The following is an 18,998-nucleotide window of genomic DNA, read 5'->3' on the forward strand; positions in this document are numbered from 1 at the left end:
TCATGTCGACAGTCCTGGTAATCGGTGCGGGCGGGGTCAGCTCGGTCTGCGTCCACAAAATGGCGATGAACTCGGAGATCTTCTCCGACATCCATCTCGCCAGCCGCACCAAATCGAAGTGCGATGCGATCGCCGCTTCGGTGAAGGAGCGCACGGGGCGCGACGTGGCGACATATTCGATCGACGCCGAGGAAGTGCCGGCGATGGTCAACCTGATCCGCAAGGTTCAGCCCAGCCTCGTCGTCAACCTCGCGCTGCCGTACCAGGACCTGCCGATCATGGACGCGTGTCTCGAAGCGGGCGTGAACTATCTCGACACCGCAAACTACGAGCCGAAGGATGAGGCCAAGTTCGAATACAAGTGGCAGTGGGCCTACCACGACCGCTTCAAGGCGGCTGGGCTGATGGCGCTGCTGGGTTCGGGCTTCGATCCGGGCGTGACCAGCGTGTTCACGATGTGGCTCAAGAAGCACAAGCTCAAGACCATCCGCCAGCTCGACATTCTCGATTGCAACGGCGGCGACCACGGCCAGCACTTCGCGACCAACTTCAATCCCGAGATCAACATCCGCGAAGTCACCGCGCCCGCCCGCCACTGGGAGAACGGCGAATGGGTCGAAACCCCGGCGATGTCGAGCAAGGTCAACTTCGACTTCGAGGCGGTCGGCCCGAAGAACATGTACCTGATGTACCACGAGGAACTGGAAAGCCTCGCCAGGTTCGTCCCCGAACTGGAGCGCGCGCGGTTCTGGATGACCTTTGGCGATGCCTATATCACGCACCTGACCGTGCTGCAGAACGTGGGCATGACCTCGATCGAGCCGATCCGCTACCAGGGCAAGGAAATCATCCCGCTGCAGTTCCTCGCCGCGGTCCTCCCCAAGCCGGAAACGCTGGGCGAGACGACCAAGGGCAACACCAACATCGGCGTGATCGCCACAGGGGAGGCGCTCGACGGCTCGGGTGAGAAGACGTTCTACATCAAGAACATCTGCAGCCACGAAGCTGCTTACGAGGAAACCGGCAACCAGGCGGTCAGCTACACCACCGGCGTTCCGGCGATGATCGGCAGCGCAATGGTCGTCACCGGCAAATGGTCGGGTGACGGAGTGTTCAACATGGAGGAGATGGACCCCGATCCGTTCATGGGCATGCTGAACAGCGACGGCCTGCCGTGGACGGTCGAGGAGCTGGCCGCGCCGGTCGCCTTCTGATGGACGCGCGGGTGGCGGCGATTGCGCCGATCGGGCTTTTGGCGGTGTCGGCCACTGTGATGAACGTCGCCTGGTACTGGCACCTCAAGACGCCCAGCCGCCCGCTGCTCGCGGCGGTCGCGCTCAGCTGGATCATCGCGCTAGGCGAATATGCGCTGATGGTCCCGGCCAACCGGCTGGGCGCGCAGACCTACTCGCTTGCGCAGCTGAAGACGATCGCCGAGGTGTGCTCGCTGGTCGGTTTCGTTTTCGTGGCCTGGGTTCTGTTCGGCCAGAAGCCCGTGCCCAGCCAGCTTGCCGGATTCGCCCTGATCGCGGCAGGCGCGGTTCTCGTCTTTCGTGGAGCTTCGATCTGATGGAAACCAGAGCCGGCGATCCGGGGGCGTTCTCTCGCTTCGAACTGAATCGTGTCGATTCGCCCGCGTTCGTCGTCGATACCGCGAAGCTGCGAGCGAACCTGTCGATCCTGGCCGACATTCGCGATGCTGCCGACATCAAGGTGCTCGCGGCGCTCAAGGCGTTCTCGATGTGGTCGGTCGCGCCGATCGTCGGCGAATATCTCGACGGCGTATGCACCAGCGGGCTGTGGGAAGCGCGGCTCGCGAGCGAGTTCTACGACGGCGAGATCGCGACCTATTGCGCCGCCTACAAGCCGGACGAGATCGAGGAGGTGTGCCGCCTGTCGGACCACGTGATTTTCAACTCACCCGGTCAGCTAGAGCGCTACCGCCCGATCCTCGACATGGCTCGCGCGCAGGGGCAGGACTTCGACGTCGGGCTGCGGATCAATCCCCTGTGCCCGCAAGGCGAAGTGCCGCGCTATGATCCGTCCTCGCCCGGCAGCCGCCTCGGCTTCCCGATCGACCAGCTCACGACCGAGATCATGGAGCAGGTCGACGGCATCCACTTCCACAACCTGTGCGAACAGGATTTCGAACCACTGAAGGCGACATGGGACGTCGTGTTCGATGCCATCGAACCGTGGTTCGGCGATCTCAAGTGGATCAACATGGGCGGCGGCCACCACGTCACCCGCGCCGATTACCAGCGCGAGGAACTGGTCGAGTTCCTGCGCGATGCGAAGGAAGACACCGGGGCCGAGATCTACCTCGAGCCGGGCGAGGCGGTGGCGCTCGATGCAGGAATCCTCGTCGGCACGATCCTCGATTCGCACTGGAACGGGCAGGACGTGGCGATCGTCGACATCTCCGCCACCTGTCATATGCCCGACGTGATTGAGGCGCCGTACCGGCCCGCGATGTTGCACGAATCGGACGACGGGACCGAGGTCCGCCTCGGCGGTCCGTCGTGCCTCGCGGGCGACGTGATCGGCGATTATCGTCTTCCCGTCCCCAACGAGCCGGGGGAGCGAATCGCCTTCCTCGACCAGGCGCACTATTCGATGGTGAAAACCAACACTTTCAACGGGGTGCAGCTTCCCTCCATCTGGCTGTGGGACAGTGACACCGATGCCCTCGAGCAGATCAAGGCGTTCGGTTACGAGGATTTCCGCGACCGGCTCAGCTGACCGGGCGTCACGCACGGCCCGTCATGCGCAAGGTTGTGTCTTGAGGGAGTCATTTTCACTTGCGGTTCACCGCCGCCGCCTTATAGGCGCACCCCGCAGCCCCAAGGGGACTTCCTTAACCGCAAGGCTGCCTCGTTCAAACTTGTCGTTTGGGGGTCCCTTGAGTTGCACATCCATCCTGACGCTCGGTCTGTAGTTCGCGCCCTCGCGCCGGACGAACCGGTCATCCTCAATCGCCCGCACGCCGCTGCGCGCGCTGCCCGTTTCTTCGTCGAGAAGTTTCCGGGCAAGTCGCTCTATGCGGTAAAGGCGAATCCCTCGCCGGACCTGCTCCAGATCCTGTTCGAAAACGGGGTGACGCACTTCGACGTCGCCTCGATCGCCGAGGTGCGCCTCGCGCGCGAAACGCTGCCGGCCGCCGAACTGTGCTTCATGCACCCGGTCAAGACGGCGCGCGCGATCCGCGAGGCCTATTTCGAGCACGGCGTGAAGACCTTCAGCCTCGACACGATCGAGGAGCTGGAGAAGATCGTCGATGCGACCACCAGCGATGCCGGTGAGCGCGCGGGCGACCTGCGCCTGCTGGTCCGGCTGCGGGTGTCGTCGGAATACTCCGAGCTGAGCCTTGCGGCCAAGTTCGGGGTCGACCTTGCCGATGTCGCCGAACTTCTCCAGACTACGCGCCAGCACTGCGACTGGCTGGGCGTGTGCTTCCATGTCGGCAGCCAGGCGATGACGCCGTTCGCCTATGTCCAGGCGCTCGAGCGCGTCCGTGCCGCCGTGGCCGAGGCATCGGTCGTGATCGACGTCGTCGACGTTGGCGGAGGCTTCCCGAGCGACTATCCCGGCATGGAGCCGCCGCCGCTCGAGGATTTCTTCGCTATCATCCACCGCCATTTCGAAGCGCTGCCGATCGCCTACAACGCTGAGCTGTGGTGCGAGCCCGGCCGCGCGCTGTGTGCCGAGTATTCGAGCGTCATCGTGCGCGTCGAGAAGCGCCGGGGCGAGGAACTCTACATCAACGACGGCGCGTACGGGGCGTTGTTCGATGCAGCGCACATCGACTGGCGTTTCCCGGTCAAGGCACTGGAGGACGACCTCACCCAGCCGCTCGCCGAATTCTCGTTCTACGGGCCGACCTGCGACGATGCCGACTTCATGAAGGGTCCTTTCATGCTGCCGGCCGATATCCAGGCTGGCGACTATATCGAGATCGGTATGCTGGGCGCCTATGGCGCGGCGATGAAGACCGGGTTCAACGGCTTCGGCAATGCGGAGCAGATCGTTGTCGAGGACGAGCCGATGGCCAGCCTCTATCGCGGCGACCGGATCGATCCGCGCGCCAGCGACAACGTCGTCTCGCTGCGCTGATCCGTCCCTGATTGCGGCATGAAAAAGGGCCCCGCGGTGTTCGCCACCGCGGGGCTTCTGCCGGACCAGGTCCGGCTTGCCGACTGCTGCTGCCCGTCCTCGAGGGGGAGGGGACTGGACTGGCAGCAGCAGCCTGTCGAATTGCGCGTTACTTGGGTTTCTTGGCCGCCTTGTCGGTGTGACCGGCGTGGGCGTTCGCGCCGACGGCTGCCGCCGCCTTAGCATGTTCGACTTCGGTCGCCTTGGCACCCATCTCGTCGATGGTTCGCGTCACTGTGTTGGTGGCGCCCGACGGCGTGGTGACGGTCTGCGCGGTGGAAACCTGCGTGTCGACGGTCGCCGATCCATCGGCTTGCGGCGTCGTGGTCGTGGTTGTCGCGGTGGTGCGGGTGACGTCGGCACCGTTTCCGTTTCCGTTTCCGTTGGCGGTCGGGGTCGCAGTCGTCGTGGTGGTCTCGGTCGTCGGGGCCGGGGGCGCGGTCTGCGCGCTCACGCCGGTGCCGAGGGCCAGAAGCGCCGTGCCAGCGCCGATCAATACGGTTTTCATTGCATTTATTCTCCGTCTCCGCGCGCCGCTTCGGGTGAACGGTCGCGTCGGGACAGGCGGTTTGGCCCGCTAAGCTGTCGGCCAGATTAACGGGATGACCGTCCATCCCGGCAACACAACAGGTCGCAGTCGGGCCGTGGCGCGAGCGCCGCAGAGTGCATGGGCCGCAGCCGTCTAATCTTCGCCGAAACCCACGAATCGGGCGGCTTCGGACACCGGTTTGCGGTGCGAGACGACCGCGTTCGCCGGAAAGCTCTCGTCTGGCCAGCCGACCGCGACGGCCTTCATGATCACCTGTCCGTCGGGAATGCGCGCGTATTCGCGCACGACCGGGCTCTGCATGATCCCTTGCGAATTGATCACGCAGCCAAGCCCGCGCGACCACGCCGCGTTGACGAGCGCGGTGGTGACAGCGCCGCAGTCGAACGCCGTATCGTCGCTATCGCCGAGTTCGCGGTCGTAGGTGACGATCACGCAAACCGGTGCATCGAACTGGCGAAATCCGCGCAGGACCCAGTCCTGACGCGCATCCTTGTCGTCGCGCGCGATGCCCATCGCTTCGAACAACTGCTTGGCTACGCCGACCTGCCGTTCGCGGTGCACGCCGCCGAAAGCGCTGCCACGCCGGAACTCCCGGCTGTCCGGCACCCCGGCGAGGATGTTCTCGGTGTTGCCGCGCCGAATGCGATCGAGCGGTTCGCCCGTGATGACGTGGAAGTGCCACGGCTGGGTGTTCATCGACGAAGGGGCGCGAACAGCCAAGGCCAGCACCTCTTCGATAACCTCGCGCGGGACGGGCTTGTCGAGATAGCCGCGGATCGAGCGGCGGCCGAGAACGACCTCGTCGTAGGTCATTTGTCTTCGCAGAGCTTGCCGGTCTTGGCGCAGAACACTTTCGTCGTCTCGCCCATGAAGTCGATCCCGCCGCCTGCGGTCAGGTTCTGCATCGTGGCGGCCATGATCTGCGGCATGGCTGCGCGCTGGGCCAGAGCGGCGTCGCTGCGCGTGAACGTCGCGATGGCGCCGAGTTGGGCGGGGGTGAGACTGCCGAGATAGGCCTGCGCGACGGCCTCGATCGCACGGCCGCGCAATAACGCAGCGGTCTCCCCGGCGATGGCGCGGAACGTTGCTTTCTCGCCTTCGGTCAGGTCGGGGTGGGCGGCGAGCTTGTCCTCGGTTTCCTTGGCAGTCGCCAACTCGCCGACCGTCACGAGCGCGCCGACTTCGGCAATGGCACGGGCATCGGCGATCGCCTGCGCGGAGGGCGCGTCGGCGAGAAAGAAAAGCAGGGCAGACAGCATTGGCAGGCTCCGGTTGCGAAGCGCCGGTTTACCCGGGTTCGCCTGCCAGTAAAGCGTCAGCCGCCGCTACCGACCTGGACCTGCATGAACAGCGGCGCGGTGGTCGGCGCCTGCTGACCGAGCGGCGTCGCCCCGCCGGCCGCGAAAGATGTGAGCGGCATGCCCGCCGCGGCAAGCGCATACGGGCTGACGCGGTGGCGGGTACACAAGCCGCCTGCACCATCGCTGACGAGCTCCTGCTCGAACTCTACGCCGAGCTGCGCGCCTTCCGATCGCTGGACCACGCACACGACGAGTTGGCCGCTGCCGAGGTCGAGCACGAACTGGGTGCCCTTGGGCACGCCGACGAGCCCTTCGATGAACGCGCCGTTCTTGCTGAGGTCGCGAATAACCGCATCATAGCGGTGGTCGCCGTGGATAATGCCGATGCGGCGGAACATCGAACGCCGGTCGGCGCGATGCTTGTCCGGGCCGCTCGGCTCGATCTTGAACTCACCCGAATGGATGTTGGCCAGCACGACGGCCTGCGGCATCGCCTTCGAATAGATCCAGCCCTGCACCAGTTCGGCACCGCGGTTCTTGACCACGTCGAGTTGATCGAACGCCTCGACACCCTCGACCGTCGTTTCCATGCCGAGGGCGCGCGACAGTCCGATGATCGCGGTGATGATCTTCGCGCTGTTCTGGTCCTGCTGTGTGCACGAATCGACGAAGCTCTTGTCGACCTTGAGCTTGTCGAACGGTGCCGAGCGAAGGTAGCTGAGCGACGAATACCCGGTGCCGAAATCGTCGAGCGCCAGGCGCACGCCGATCTTCTTCAGTTCGGTGAAGATCGTTTCGGTGACATCGCTGTCGCCCATGAACACGCTCTCGGTCAGCTCAAGCTCGAGGCGATCAGGATCGAGCCCGCTTTCATGCAGAGCCGAGGCGACCACTTCGACGAAGCCGTTGGAGGTGAACTGGCGCGCGGACACGTTGACCGCGACCCGCACGGTGTTCGGCCATTCCATCGCATCCTTGCACGCGCGATGCAGCGCCCAGTCGCCCAAGGGGCCGATCAGGCTGGAATCCTCGGCGACGGGTATGAAGGTGCCTGGCGGCACCCAGCCGCGCTCCTCGTGCTCCCACCGCATCAGCGCTTCCATGCCCACGACCATGTTGTCGGCGATGCGCACGACAGGCTGATAATGCAGCTGGAGTTCCTCGGCCGCGAGCGCCTCGCGCAGGTCGTCGAGCAGGAGCGAACGCTCTTCCTCTTCGTCCTTGAGATCGGCGGAGTAAAAACGAAACTGGCCCCGCCCGCCGTTCTTGGCGGCATAGAGCGCAAGGTCGGAAGCGCGGATCAGCTCGTCCGCCTCGAGCCCGTCGTAAGGTGCGATGGCGATGCCGACCGAGGTGCCGATGATCGCCCGCTTGTCTTCGATAGGATAGGGCTGGGAGATGATCTGGATGATCTTCTCGGCCATTTCACCCAGTTTTCCGCGGTCGTCGAGGTCGGGCAGGATGACCTGGAATTCGTCGCCGCCCAGGCGGCCGATCTCTCCGCGATCGCCGATGATATTGCGCAGCCGCTCGGCTACCTGCTGCAGCAGGTTGTCGCCGGCCGGGTGGCCCATCGTGTCGTTGACCTGCTTGAACCGGTCGAGATCGAGCATCATCAGCGCGCACACGCGCTTGGCGGCCTTGTAGGCGGCAAGAACGCTTTCGAGCCTGCGGTTCATCCGGTGGCGGTTGTATAGCCCGGTCAGCGAATCGAATTCGGCGAGGCGCTGGTCCTCGATCTTGCGCTGGTATTCGACCGACACGTCCTTGGCCGAGCCGCGATAGCCGTGGAAACGGCCCGCGCTGTCGATCTTGGGCTGACCAGACAGCGACAACCACACCGGGCGGCCGGTGCGCGCCTCGGGCAGGGTGCAACGTACGATCACATCGGAAATGCGGCTGCGAGCCTTGATCTGGAAACCCAGCGGCCGACCCGAACGATTGTCGGGATCGTCGGGGTCGGTTTCGAACAGGGTTGCGACAGACTGGCCCAGAAGAGTGGGCAGGGCGACGTCGAGCGCCTCTGCGGCGGCGGGAGTCAGGTAGTTGAGCGTGCCGTCCGCGTCGGAAGCCCAGATCCAGGCGATACCGGTCTGCTCGAAGTCGTCGAGCACAGACGTGCGGAGGCCATCGCTGGTAATATCCGCCGCGTTGCCCGCGAAACCTTTGAGGAGATTCCTGACCGCCATGTCCGCCTGTTATCTGCTGCAATCCCCGTCGGGAAGGCGCAGATTTCTCTAGGACGGAATGGTTACCACGACCCTAAGCGGAAGTGGAATTCGACGAAGCGACTCGCCCGTCAGGCAGCCTGCGCGAGCGAGAGTTCGAGGCGATCCCAGATCTCGACCAGAGCCTCCGTCAGTTCGCGCATCATCGCCTCGTCGTGCGCCGGTCCGGGGGTGAACCGCAGCCGCTCGGTCCCGCGCGGCACGGTCGGGAAATTGATCGGCTGCACATAGACGCCGTACTCGGCGAGCAGGATGTCGCTGATCTTCTTGGCGCGCACCGGATCGCCGACCATCAGCGGGACGATGTGGGTTACGCTATCCATCACGGGCAACCCCGCATCACGAAACATCGCCTTGAGGCTGGCAGCGGCGGCCTGCTGGCCGTCGCGCTCCTCACTCGATTGCTTGAGGTGGCGGACCGAAGCGAGCACGCCAGCGACGAGTACCGGCGAAAGCGAAGTGGTGAAGATGAAGCCCGGCGCGTAGCTGCGGATACAGTCGACGATTTTGCGGTCGGCGGCGATATAGCCGCCCATCACGCCGAATGCCTTGCCCAGCGTGCCCTCGATGATGTCGATCCGGTGTGCCGCCGCATCGCGCTCGGAAATGCCGCCGCCACGATTGCCGTACATGCCGACCGCGTGAACTTCGTCGATGTAGGTGAGCGCGTTGTACTTGTCCGCAAGGTCGCAGATCGCGTGGATCGGAGCGACGTCGCCGTCCATCGAATAGACGCTTTCGAACGCGATCAGCTTCGGCACCGACGGATCCTCGGCGGCGAGCAGTTCCTCGAGGTGCGTGACATCGTTGTGACGGAAAACGCGCTTCTCGGCCCCCGAGTTGCGAATGCCCGCGATCATGCTTGCGTGATTGAGTTCGTCCGAAAAGATCACGCAGCCCGGCAGCAGCTTGGCGAGCGTCGACAGCGTGGCGTCGTTCGAAACGTAGCCGCTGGTGAAGATCAGCGCGGCTTCCGTGCCGTGCAGGTCCGCCAGCTCTTCCTCGAGCTGGATGTGATAGTGTGTGTTGCCGCCGATGTTGCGGGTGCCGCCCGAACCGGCGCCCACGTCGTGCAGCGCCTCTTCCATTGCGGTGATTACCTTGGGGTGCTGGCCCATCGCGAGATAGTCGTTCGAGCACCACACGGTGACCGGCTTCGGGCCGTTGTGGCCGTGGAAGCAGCGCGCATTGGGGAAGGCCCCTTTGTTGCGCAGGATGTCGATGAACACGCGGTAGCGGCCTTCGGCGTGCAGCCGGTCGATCGCCTGGTCGAAAATCTGGTCGTAGTTCACGCGATGGTCCCGTCCGACATCATCGGGGTCCACCTAGTCCCGCAAGCGCAAGAATTCCACCGCGATCTTTGCGAATCGTTCGCGATTAGAGCCGCTCGATACGGTTCAGGCCATAGCTTGCGAGGGCTTCCGCGAAGGGCGGCGAACCATCGGGCTCTGCCGTAAAAACGGCCAAATCCGGTAGGTTACGCGCCATCGGCTGGCCGGCTGTCAGCACCGCGATCCGCCGGGCGATACCGGCCGCACCATCGACGAATTGTACTTTGGGCCCAAACGCCTCGCGAAGCTCGTCCAGCAACAGGGGGAAGTGCGTGCACGCGAGCACCACCGTGTCGATATCGGGCGCCCGTTCGAGCAGGCTGGCGGCGGCGGCACCGACCGCCGCCGAGTCGACTGGTTGGGCGCGCAGTTTCGCCTCCGCGGCGGCAACCAGGCCCGGCGCGGCGTGGCGGACGAGCAGCTTGTTTTTCGCGAATTCGGCTTCGAGACGGTCGACGTAGCCTTGGCGGATCGTCGCTTCCGTGCCGAGCAGCCCGATTGCACCCGTGCGGTTGAGTTCGGCCGCGGGCTTGATCGCAGGCACGGTGCCGACGATCGGGATTTGCAGGACGTCTCGCACCATCCCGAGCGCGATCGTGCTCGCGGTGTTGCAGGCGATGGTCGCCAGCCTTGGCCGGTAGCGTTCGCTTAGCACTCCGAGAAGGCCGGAAACGCGCGCGGCGATCTCCGCTTCGGTCTTCGATCCGTAGGGCAAACCGGCGGTATCGGCGGTGTAGATCACCGGTGCATCGGGGAGGACCTTGCGCAATTCGGCGAGCACGGTCAGCCCGCCGACGCCGGAATCGAACAACAGGATGGGGGCGGAAGGGTCCAAGTCAGATCAATCCCTTGGCCGGGTGCTTGTCGGCGACCGGCTTTTGCTCTTAATCCGCGCTAGATGAATTCGGGGCTGTCCGACAAGGCATCTGCGATTCTTTGAAGGGACGCGAATGGATAACCTTCTGGCCGCATTGGCCGGATACCTGCTCGGCTCGATCCCGTTCGGCCTGCTCCTCGCGAGCGCGGCGGGGCTGGGCGACGTGCGCAAGATTGGCAGTGGCAACATCGGCGCGACGAACGTCCTGCGGACCGGCAACAAGGGCGTGGCCGCGGCAACGCTGCTGCTCGACCTGGCAAAGGGGCTGGGCGCAGTATTGCTGGCGAAATTCCTGTGGCCGGGCAGCGAAGGCATCGCCGCCGTCGCGGCGGTGATCGGGCACTGCTTTCCCGTCTGGCTGAAGTTCAAGGGCGGCAAGGGCGTCGCGACCAATGCCGGGGTAAGCTTCGGCCTCGCATGGCCGATCGGGCTGGCGTACGCGCTGGTGTGGCTCGGCGTGCTGGCGGTGGGGCGGATCAGTTCGGTCGCCGGAATGTGTGCGGTGGTCGGGGCGGCGGTCGCAGCGGCACTGCTGGGCTTCGCAGAGTACGTCGTCCCCCTCGCCATTATCGCGGCTATCGTGATCTGGCTCCACCGCGCCAACATCGGGCGCCTGATGCGCGGCGAGGAACCGCGGGTCGGCGGCAGCAGCAAGGCGGACGGCGAAGCGTGATTCCGCAGGAAGAGGCGTTCGCGCGCATCCGGCTGCTGCGCTCGCCCAACATCGGCCCGGTCAGCTACCGCCAGCTCCTTCGCCGTTTCGGGACCGCAGAGGCTGCGATCGATGCTCTGCCGGATCTTGCGCAGCGCGGCGGGCGGGCCTACGTCGCCGCGCCGCCCGAGCGGATCGCGGAGGAAGTCTCACAGGTCCGCCGCGCCCATGCGAAGTACCTGTTTCACGACCAACCAGACTATCCCGCGTTGCTCGCCGAGACCGACGGTGCACCGCCGATCCTGACCTGGCGCGGCGACCTTTCACTCAAGAACAGGCCGAGCGTGGCAATGGTCGGCGCTCGGAACGCCAGCGCTGCGGCGGTCAAGCTGTCGCGGGAATTCGCTGCTGCTCTGTCCGAGGCGGGGTTCACGGTGGTGTCGGGCCTCGCCCGAGGGATCGACGGCGCGGCGCATCTCGGCGCGCTTCCCGCCACGATCGGCGTCATTGCGAGCGGCATCGACGTGACCTATCCTCCTGAGCATCGCGAGCTACAGGAGCGCGTCGCGAGCGAAGGCCTGCTCATCGCCGAGCAGCCGCCCGGCACCGAACCGCTTGCCCGTCACTTCCCAAGCCGCAATCGCATCATTGCCGGTCTCGCCAGCGGCACGTTGGTGGTCGAGGCCGCTCCGAAGTCGGGTTCGCTTATTACTGCGCGTCTTGCGGGCGAGGCGGGCCGCGAGGTCATGGCGATCCCCGGCAGCCCGCTCGACGGGCGCGCGACCGGATGCAACCAGCTCATTCGCGACGGGGCGGTGTTGGTGCAATCGCCCGAGGATGTCATCGAACTGCTGAGCGGCTTCGACGGCACCCCGCGCTCGACCTTCCGCGAGGCGGCTTCGGCCTACGTCTTCGCCGATGACGAGCTTGGCGACGATGCGCCGGCAGACGTCACGGCACTGCTAACCATGGCACCTGTCCCGGTGGACGAACTGGTGCGGCAATCCGGTTCGAGTCCGGCGGCCGTGCAGATGGCGCTGCTCGAACTGGAGATCGCCGGGCGGCTGATGCGGCACGCGGGCGGCAAGGTCTCGCTCACGGCTTGACGGCCCGGCGAAACCCCCGCCACCCTCGCGCGTACGTATACGCGTAGGGGCTGACTGAAACTTACATGCAACTTGTCATCGTCGAATCGCCGGCCAAGGCGAAAACCATCGAGAAATATCTGGGCGCGGACTTCAAGGTCCTCGCCAGCTACGGTCACGTGCGCGACCTGCCGCCCAAGGACGGCAGCGTGCGGCCAGACGAGGACTTCGCGATGGACTGGGAGGTCTACCGCGACAAGCAGGGTCGGGTGAAGGACATCGCCGACCTCGCCAAGAAGGCCGACCGCCTGATCCTCGCCACCGACCCCGATCGCGAGGGCGAGGCGATCTCGTGGCACGTGCGCGACCTGCTCGCGAAGAAGAAGGCGCTGCCGGACAACGTCCAGCGGGTCACCTTCAATGCGATTACCAAGCAGGCCGTTACCGACGCGATGAAGGCCCCGCGCGAGCTCGATCAGCCGCTGATCGACGCCTACCTCGCGCGCCGCGCGCTCGACTACCTCTACGGCTTCACGCTCTCGCCGGTGCTCTGGCGCCGCCTGCCGGGCGCGAAAAGCGCGGGCCGCGTGCAATCGGTGGCGCTGCGCCTGATCGTCGAGCGCGAGCGCGAAATCGAGGCTTTCGTAGCGCAGGAATACTGGTCGGTTGTCGCGCACATGCAGCACGACGGCACCGCGTTCGATGCGCGCCTCGTCACCTATGACGGCAAGAAGCTCGATCGGCTGTCAATCGGCGACCACGGCACCGCCGAGGCCGCGAAGAAGGCGGTCGAGGAAGCGCGCTTCACGGTCGAGGACGTCGAGACCAAGCCGCTCAAGCGCAACCCTGCTCCGCCGTTCACGACTTCGACCCTGCAGCAAGAGGCTGCGCGCAAGCTCGGCTATTCGGCCAGCCACACGATGCGGCTCGCCCAGACGCTCTACGAGCAGGGCGCGATCACCTACATGCGGACCGACGGCGTGCAGATGGACGGCAGCGCGATCTCGGCATGCCGCAAGGCGATCAGCGACCGGTTCAGCGGGCACTACATCCCCGAAAAGCCGCGGATCTACCAGACCAAGGCCAAGAACGCGCAGGAAGCGCACGAGGCGATTCGTCCGACCGACTTCGGCCGCGAGAAGGCGGGGCAGGGCGACGAGGCGCGGCTCTACGACCTCATCTTCAAGCGCGCGATGGCGAGCCAGATGGCTGCCGCCTCGCTGGAGCGCACCACCGTTACGTTTCGCGATCCGACGGGCCGGCACGAGCTGCGCGCGACCGGCCAGGTGGTGAAGTTCCCCGGCTTCCTCGCGGTCTACGAAGAGAGCTTCGACCAGAAGGGCGAGGATGACGACGAGAACCTGCTGCCGCTGATGCGCAAGGGGGACACGCCAGCCAAGACCGGTGTCGACGCCACGCAGCACTTCACCCAGCCGCCGCCGCGTTTCTCCGAAGCCAGCCTCGTCAAGCGGCTCGAGGAGCTCGGCATCGGCCGCCCCTCGACCTACGCCTCGACCATCCAGACCCTGCGCGACCGCGAATACGTGCGGATGGAGAAGAACCGCTTCTTCGCCGAAGAGAGCGGGCGGCTGCTGACCGCGTTCCTCGAACGGTTTTTCGAACGCTACGTCGCCTACGACTTCACCGCCGGGATGGAGGATGAGCTCGACATCGTCTCGGACGGCAAGGAGGACTGGAAGAAGCTGCTCCGCCAGTTCTGGCTCGACTTCAAGCCGAAGACCGAGGACGTGATGGAGAAGAAGCCCTCGGAAGTGACCGAGGCGCTCGACGAATACCTTGGCGACTACCTCTTCCCGCCGCGCGCCGACGGACACGATCCGCGCGAATGCCAGACCTGCGTGGCCGAGGGTCGCAGCGGCGGCCGCCTGTCCCTGCGCGGCGGCAAGTTCGGCGCGTTCATCGCCTGCTCGAACTATCCCGAATGCAAGTTCACCCGCCAGTTCGCGTCTCCCGGTGGAGCGGGCGACGGCGGCGAGGACCGCGCGATGGGCAAGGACCCGGACACCGGCCTCGAAGTCATGCGCAAGGCGGGGCGTTTCGGCCCCTACGTCCAGCTGGGCGAGGGCAAGGATGCGAAGCGTGCGAGCATTCCCAAGGATCTCGACGATTTCGACCTCGAGTGGGCGCTCAAGCTCCTGTCGCTGCCCCGCATCGTCGGCGAGCATCCCGAGACGGGCAAGGAGATCGAGGCCAACATCGGTCGCTACGGCCCCTATCTTCGCCACGACGGCAAGTACGGGAAGCTCGCGAACACGCGTGAGGTGTTCGACGTCGGGATGAACCGCGCGGTCGATCTGCTGGCGCAGGCGGCCAATCGCGGTGCGGGCGGCGGTCGGGCCGCGGCCGAGCCGATCAAGTCGCTCGGCGCGCATCCGACCAGCGGCGGGGAGATGAAGGTCATGCCGGGCCGGTACGGTCCCTACGTCACCGACGGCACGACCAACGCCACTCTCCCGCGCGACATGAAGCCCGAGGACGTGACCGAACCGCAGGCGATCGAACTGATCGATGCCCGCGCAGCAAAGGGTCCGGCAAAGAAGAAGGGCCGCAAGGCTCCGGCCAAGAAAGCGGCACCGAAAAAGAAGGCTGCGGCGAAGAAGGCCAAGTGAACCTGCAAAGGTTACACGAAGTATACACCGAAACAGCTGCGAGGCGCGGCACGGTCATATGCGGACGGCATGATCGGTCGCCTCTGGATCAATAACACTGGGAAAGAGCGACAGGCAGCCTGTCACGCTGCCGTCGTGTAGGAAAACGGATTCTTCGAGGAGCGGGCGAAAGACATGGGCAAGGACGTATTCGAGCGGCACAAGCAGCCGTGGAAGTCGGATGAGGCGGGCACGCTGCGCACGCTGGCGGGTAAGGGCAAGGGGCTGAAGGAAATCGCCAAGGCCATCAACCGCAGCGAGGAATCGGTGAAGGACTTCGCCAAGAAGAACGGGATCGAGATCCTCAAGAAGCGGTAGGCTCGATCACGACACTTCGGGCTTTCGCCGCTTCCGGAATTCGGCTCAGCAGGGCGCTGGCGAAGGCATCGGCCTCGACAGGCGAGGCGAACGCGGTATCGGGAATGCACAGCGTCAACGTGTCGCATCCCGCGATCCAGTAGCCATGCTCGTGCAGCACCTGGTGGATGCTGGCATAGACCGCCTCTCCCTCGAAACGCGCGGTGCGATAGGCAAGGCCGGTATTGGTGAGCGCCCACTGCGCCTCGATCTGTTCGGGCACCCCGCGCGCTGCGAGACCGTGACGCCACGCCAGGTCGAGCACGACGGCGAGCCGCCGGTTGCCGATCGCCAGTCCGATCGCGCCGCCGAGCAAGGGCACCGTCAGGCCCATGCTCATGGCGAGCAGCGGGAACCGCCAGACCGTCTCAGGCGGCAGGACGAATGCGATCACGCCGATGATCAGCGATCCGGTGACCATTCCCGAAACCGCGCTGACGAACGGATAGGCCCAGCCGTGGAACCCGGTCTTTGCGATCTTGCGGTAAATCACTGAGGCGGCCCAGCCGGCCTGTTCCTGTGTCAGCCAGCCGGTCGCAACGGGCGTGCCATGCAGCGGCGTCGCGACGTCCTCCGGCGCGCTGGCCACCCACGGAGAATCCGTTCGCGCGAAATCCTGCGGCCGCTCCGGCGCGACCTCGGCGAATTCGACCGCGTCGCGGCTCCGCGCCCGCGCTTCCGGCGTCATGCGCGAGGTGATCGCGGCGAGCAGCGGACGCTGGGCATCGACGCTCGCAAAGTCGGCGAAGGGGATCAGGAAATGGAGCTGGTCGGCGCTGATGACCCATCCGGCATCGCCCTTTTCGACGGTATCGATCGCGACCCAGCGCGGCGCGACCACGACGCGTTCGGTCGTAAGCACCAGCGCTTCGTCGGTTACCTCATACACGCCCTCCCGCTCCAGCGGAGCGCCGATCGCGGCGAGCGCGCGTAGGTAGGCCCGGCTGGCGCGACGGTTCTCGATGTCGAGCGCGATCTTGACCGCGACCAAGGCAAAGACGGCGGGAATGACGAACGAGAGGTATGTCCCGAGCGCGAACATGACGGCGAACGGCAGCTGCTGGACGAACCAGAACGTGAAGATGTGCCCCAGCCAGATCGCCGCACACAGCAGCAGGAACAGCGTCAGGCCGAGCCAGATGCTCGCGCCGCGAATGCGCGAGTTCGAAGCGATCGCCGCGCCCATGACCTCCTGGTGACGCAGGATCACTTTCTGCGGCGGCGGAAACGCTTCTGAGGTGTCATCGGTCATGGCCGAAAGCGTAGCGAACCTCCGGTAAAGAAAGCCGAAATGTCAGCGCACCCAGTCTAGTCCGATTTCCTCGAAGATCTCGCGGCTCTCGGCCCAGTTCTCGTCAACCTTCACGTGGAGGAACAGGTGGACCTTCTGACCGAGCAGGTCGGACAGCTCCTTGCGCGCCGCCTCGCCGATCGCCTTGATCCGGCTGCCGCCCTTGCCGAGCACGATCGCGCGCTGGTTGTCGCGGCCGACGACGATCTGCTGGTGGATTTCCACGCTGCCGTCCTTGCGCTCGATGTACTGCTCGGGCCGCACCGCGCTGTCGTAGGGCAGTTCCTCGTGGAGCTGCTTGTAGAGCTGCTCACGGGTGATCTCGCACGCGAGCAGGCGTTCGCTGGCATCGCTCACCTGGTCTTCGGGATAGACCCATTCGCCCTGGGGCATCAGCCCGGCGAGCGCGGCCTTCAGTTCGGCCACCCCGTCTCCGGTCTGCGCCGAAACGAAGTAGATCTCGGCGAAGTCGACCTTGCCGCCCAGCTCCTGCGCAAGCGCGAGCAGCGGTTCCTTCTTGGCGATATCGACCTTGTTGAGCACGAGGATCTTGCGCTCGGGCCGGTGCGCCAGTGCCTCGAGCAGCGGCTCGAGCTCGTGCCGCCGCTGCTTGATCGGATCGATCACCAGCAGCACCGCGTCGGCCGCCGTGGTGCCTTCCCACGCGGCGCTGACCATGGCGCGGTCGAGCCGCCGCTTGGGCGCGAAGATGCCGGGGGTGTCGACCAGCACCATCTGCGTCTCACCTTCCAGCGCAATGCCCATCAGGCGGGCACGCGTGGTTTGCGCCTTGGCCGAAACGATCGCGACCTTCTGGCCGACGAGCGCGTTGACGAGTGTCGACTTGCCCGCGTTGGGCGCGCCGATCACCGCGACGAAGCCGCAGTGCTGGTCTGGCGGCTGGGTCATCCGTATTGCTCCATGAAAGCCTTGGCGGCGGCCGTTTCCGCCGCCTGCTTGCTCGATCCCGAGGCTTCGACCTGGCCGACGTTCAGGACGCTGACGCGAACCGTGAAATGGGCGTTGTGGTCGGGGCCCGAGCGGTCGAGCACTTCGTATTCGGGCGGTTTGCGGCGGTTGCCTGCGGCCCATTCCTGCAGCGCCGACTTCGGGTGCTTGGACCGTCCGCGCCGCCCCTCGACCGCCTCGGCCCACAGGATGCGGACGAGGTCGCGGGTGGCATCGAACCCGGCGTCGAGGAAGTTCGCGCCGATCAGCGCTTCCATCACGTCGCCGAGCACGTTGTCGCTGTCGTGCGCGCCGTCGTCGCGCGCCTGCTTGCCGAGACGGACGTACTGCGGAACGCCGACATCGCGCGCGGTGCAGGCGCAGGTATCGCGGCTGACGAGCGCGTTGAGGCGCTGGGCGAGCTGGCCTTCGGGATCGCTCGACCGCTCGAACAGCCATTCCGAGACCGACAGGCCGAGCACCCGGTCGCCGAGCCATTCGAGCCGCTCGTAGTTGACCGGCTCGCCCGTGCTGCCGTGGGTCAGCGCCGCCTTCCACATCGCCTCGTCCCGCACGGTGAAGCCGGTACGGTCGAGCCACTCGCGGGTCGCGGGTTCGAGCACGCTCAAATGCCGCGCCCCATGCGCGACCAGCGCGCGGCGGTGAACCACGACACGGGGTTGATCCAGCTCGCCGAACCGTCGGTCGACCAGACCATCACGCTGGCCCGCGCGACGAGCAGTTCGGTCGGCACCAGGCCGACGCCGCCGCCGGGCATGGCGGGAAAGCGGCTGTCCTGCGAGTTATCGCGATTGTCGCCCATCGCGAAGACCGATCCTTCGGGCACGATGACCGGTCCGAAATCGTCCTGCGGCGTCCGCCCGAAGTCGAGCGTGTCGTAGCTGATGCCCGAGGGCAGGGTCTCGCGGAAGCGGGCATAGGTACAGGTCTCGCCGTCCGACTTTCCGCCCCAGGCGCAGGCGGTGTTGGGCGATTGCGGGATGGCGAAGTCCGCGACCCGCTGCCGGGCGACCGGCTCGCCGTTGAGGATAAGCTGGCCGCCCTGCATCGCCACGCTGTCTCCCGGCAGCGCGATCACGCGCTTGATGTAGTCGACCTTGTCGACGGGGTGCTTGAACACGACCACGTCGCCGCGCTGGGGCAGGCTGGCGAAGACCTGGCCCGGGATCAGCGGCAGGTTGAACGGCAGCGACCAGCGCGAATAGCCGTATGGCCATTTGGCGGCGATGAAGTAGTCGCCGTTCCACAGCCGCGGCAGCATCGATTCGCTGGGGATCGTGTAGAACGAGAAGAAGAAACTGCGGAACACGAACACCGCCAGCGCCAGCTTCAGCACGAAGACCGAGAAGCTGCCCCAAGTCTCCTTTTCCGGGTCTGCTGCGGCGGTCGAGCCTGCGGTCGTCTCGGCGGTCATCGGGCACGCTCCGCCGAGGGCATGTCACACGTGTCACAGTGTCCATGGGACGAAATACCGCACTGCGGCACATTGGACTTTCGCTGGAGCGCCAATGGCCGCATGGCGAGGTGGAAACTATC

18 protein-coding genes are annotated in these 18,998 nt (G+C 65.6%); 8 read left to right on the plus strand and 10 right to left on the minus strand.

Annotated elements, in window-relative coordinates; all coding sequences use genetic code 11:
* Positions 1 to 2 precede the first annotated feature (2 nt).
* The 4 genes from ACWPMX_RS04240 to ACWPMX_RS04255 all read left to right on the plus strand — a co-directional run bounded on the left by ACWPMX_RS04240 (position 3) and on the right by ACWPMX_RS04255 (position 4,113).
* Positions 3 to 1,214: a saccharopine dehydrogenase family protein gene (locus ACWPMX_RS04240; RefSeq protein WP_455698798.1), complete on the plus strand. Its 1,212-nt coding sequence runs from the start codon at positions 3 to 5 to the stop codon at positions 1,212 to 1,214.
* An 11-nt stretch (positions 1,215 to 1,225) separates the two neighbouring features.
* Positions 1,226 to 1,570 carry a DMT family protein gene (locus ACWPMX_RS04245; RefSeq protein ID WP_455698799.1) on the plus strand — a complete coding sequence of 115 codons (345 nt, stop codon included), beginning with the start codon at positions 1,226 to 1,228 and terminating at the stop codon, positions 1,568 to 1,570.
* On the plus strand, positions 1,570 to 2,742 hold the full coding sequence (locus ACWPMX_RS04250) for a carboxynorspermidine decarboxylase (protein ID WP_455698800.1): 1,173 nt from the start codon (positions 1,570 to 1,572) through the stop codon (positions 2,740 to 2,742). The genes ACWPMX_RS04245 and ACWPMX_RS04250 overlap by 1 nt, the downstream gene beginning before the upstream one ends.
* A 165-nt stretch (positions 2,743 to 2,907) precedes the next feature.
* Positions 2,908 to 4,113, plus strand: coding sequence for a type III PLP-dependent enzyme (locus tag ACWPMX_RS04255; RefSeq protein WP_455698801.1), 1,206 nt, complete (start codon positions 2,908 to 2,910; stop codon positions 4,111 to 4,113).
* A 148-nt stretch (positions 4,114 to 4,261) separates the two neighbouring features.
* On the opposite strand, the gene ACWPMX_RS04260 is transcribed toward ACWPMX_RS04255, so the two are convergent.
* The 6 genes from ACWPMX_RS04260 to murI all read right to left on the minus strand — a co-directional run bounded on the left by ACWPMX_RS04260 (position 4,262) and on the right by murI (position 10,397).
* Complete coding sequence (locus ACWPMX_RS04260; protein WP_455698802.1) at positions 4,262 to 4,660, minus strand: hypothetical protein; 399 nt, start codon at positions 4,658 to 4,660, stop codon at positions 4,262 to 4,264.
* Between the two features lie 174 nt (positions 4,661 to 4,834).
* Entirely contained in the window at positions 4,835 to 5,515 is a 681-nt protein-coding gene (locus ACWPMX_RS04265; RefSeq protein WP_455698803.1) for a nitroreductase, read from the minus strand.
* Positions 5,512 to 5,961: a hypothetical protein gene (locus tag ACWPMX_RS04270; protein WP_455698804.1), complete on the minus strand. Its 450-nt coding sequence runs from the start codon at positions 5,959 to 5,961 to the stop codon at positions 5,512 to 5,514. The genes ACWPMX_RS04265 and ACWPMX_RS04270 overlap by 4 nt, the downstream gene beginning before the upstream one ends.
* Before the next feature lie 56 nt (positions 5,962 to 6,017).
* On the minus strand, positions 6,018 to 8,192 hold the full coding sequence (locus ACWPMX_RS04275; RefSeq protein ID WP_455698805.1) for a putative bifunctional diguanylate cyclase/phosphodiesterase: 2,175 nt from the start codon (positions 8,190 to 8,192) through the stop codon (positions 6,018 to 6,020).
* 110 nt (positions 8,193 to 8,302) lie between these two features.
* The gene (gene hemA, locus ACWPMX_RS04280; RefSeq protein WP_455698806.1) at positions 8,303 to 9,523 is read right to left on the minus strand and encodes a 5-aminolevulinate synthase; all 1,221 of its coding nucleotides are present in this window, start codon (positions 9,521 to 9,523) and stop codon (positions 8,303 to 8,305) included.
* 85 nt (positions 9,524 to 9,608) lie between these two features.
* Positions 9,609 to 10,397 carry a glutamate racemase gene (gene murI, locus ACWPMX_RS04285; RefSeq protein ID WP_455698807.1) on the minus strand — a complete coding sequence of 263 codons (789 nt, stop codon included), beginning with the start codon at positions 10,395 to 10,397 and terminating at the stop codon, positions 9,609 to 9,611.
* 115 nt (positions 10,398 to 10,512) lie between these two features.
* Here murI and plsY point away from each other — a divergent pair, with 115 nt between their 5' ends.
* The 4 genes from plsY (at position 10,513) to ACWPMX_RS04305 (ending at position 15,163) form a co-directional block, all read left to right on the plus strand.
* Complete coding sequence (plsY, locus tag ACWPMX_RS04290; protein ID WP_455698808.1) at positions 10,513 to 11,112, plus strand: glycerol-3-phosphate 1-O-acyltransferase PlsY; 600 nt, start codon at positions 10,513 to 10,515, stop codon at positions 11,110 to 11,112.
* A complete protein-coding gene (dprA, locus tag ACWPMX_RS04295; protein ID WP_455698809.1) occupies positions 11,109 to 12,197 on the plus strand; it encodes a DNA-processing protein DprA in 1,089 nt (362 codons plus the stop codon). Before plsY ends, dprA begins: the two co-directional genes overlap by 4 nt.
* Positions 12,198 to 12,262: 65 nt before the next feature.
* Complete coding sequence (gene topA / locus ACWPMX_RS04300; protein ID WP_455698810.1) at positions 12,263 to 14,806, plus strand: type I DNA topoisomerase; 2,544 nt, start codon at positions 12,263 to 12,265, stop codon at positions 14,804 to 14,806.
* 174 nt (positions 14,807 to 14,980) lie between these two features.
* Positions 14,981 to 15,163 carry a hypothetical protein gene (locus ACWPMX_RS04305; protein ID WP_455698811.1) on the plus strand — a complete coding sequence of 61 codons (183 nt, stop codon included), beginning with the start codon at positions 14,981 to 14,983 and terminating at the stop codon, positions 15,161 to 15,163.
* On the opposite strand, the gene ACWPMX_RS04310 is transcribed toward ACWPMX_RS04305, so the two are convergent.
* The 4 genes from ACWPMX_RS04310 to lepB are packed head-to-tail and all read right to left on the minus strand — an operon-like array spanning position 15,150 to position 18,876.
* Complete coding sequence (locus ACWPMX_RS04310; RefSeq protein ID WP_455698812.1) at positions 15,150 to 16,454, minus strand: hypothetical protein; 1,305 nt, start codon at positions 16,452 to 16,454, stop codon at positions 15,150 to 15,152. The genes ACWPMX_RS04305 and ACWPMX_RS04310 overlap by 14 nt on opposite strands.
* A 42-nt stretch (positions 16,455 to 16,496) precedes the next feature.
* Positions 16,497 to 17,402, minus strand: a complete 906-nt coding sequence (gene era, locus ACWPMX_RS04315; protein ID WP_455698813.1) for a GTPase Era — start codon at positions 17,400 to 17,402, stop codon at positions 16,497 to 16,499.
* Positions 17,399 to 18,064, minus strand: coding sequence for a ribonuclease III (gene rnc / locus ACWPMX_RS04320; protein WP_455700727.1), 666 nt, complete (start codon positions 18,062 to 18,064; stop codon positions 17,399 to 17,401). Before rnc ends, era begins: the two co-directional genes overlap by 4 nt.
* Positions 18,065 to 18,066: 2 nt before the next feature.
* A complete protein-coding gene (lepB, locus tag ACWPMX_RS04325; protein WP_455698814.1) occupies positions 18,067 to 18,876 on the minus strand; it encodes a signal peptidase I in 810 nt (269 codons plus the stop codon).
* Between the last annotated feature and the right edge of the window lie 122 nt (positions 18,877 to 18,998).

The organism is Tsuneonella sp. HG094, assembly GCF_053819285.1.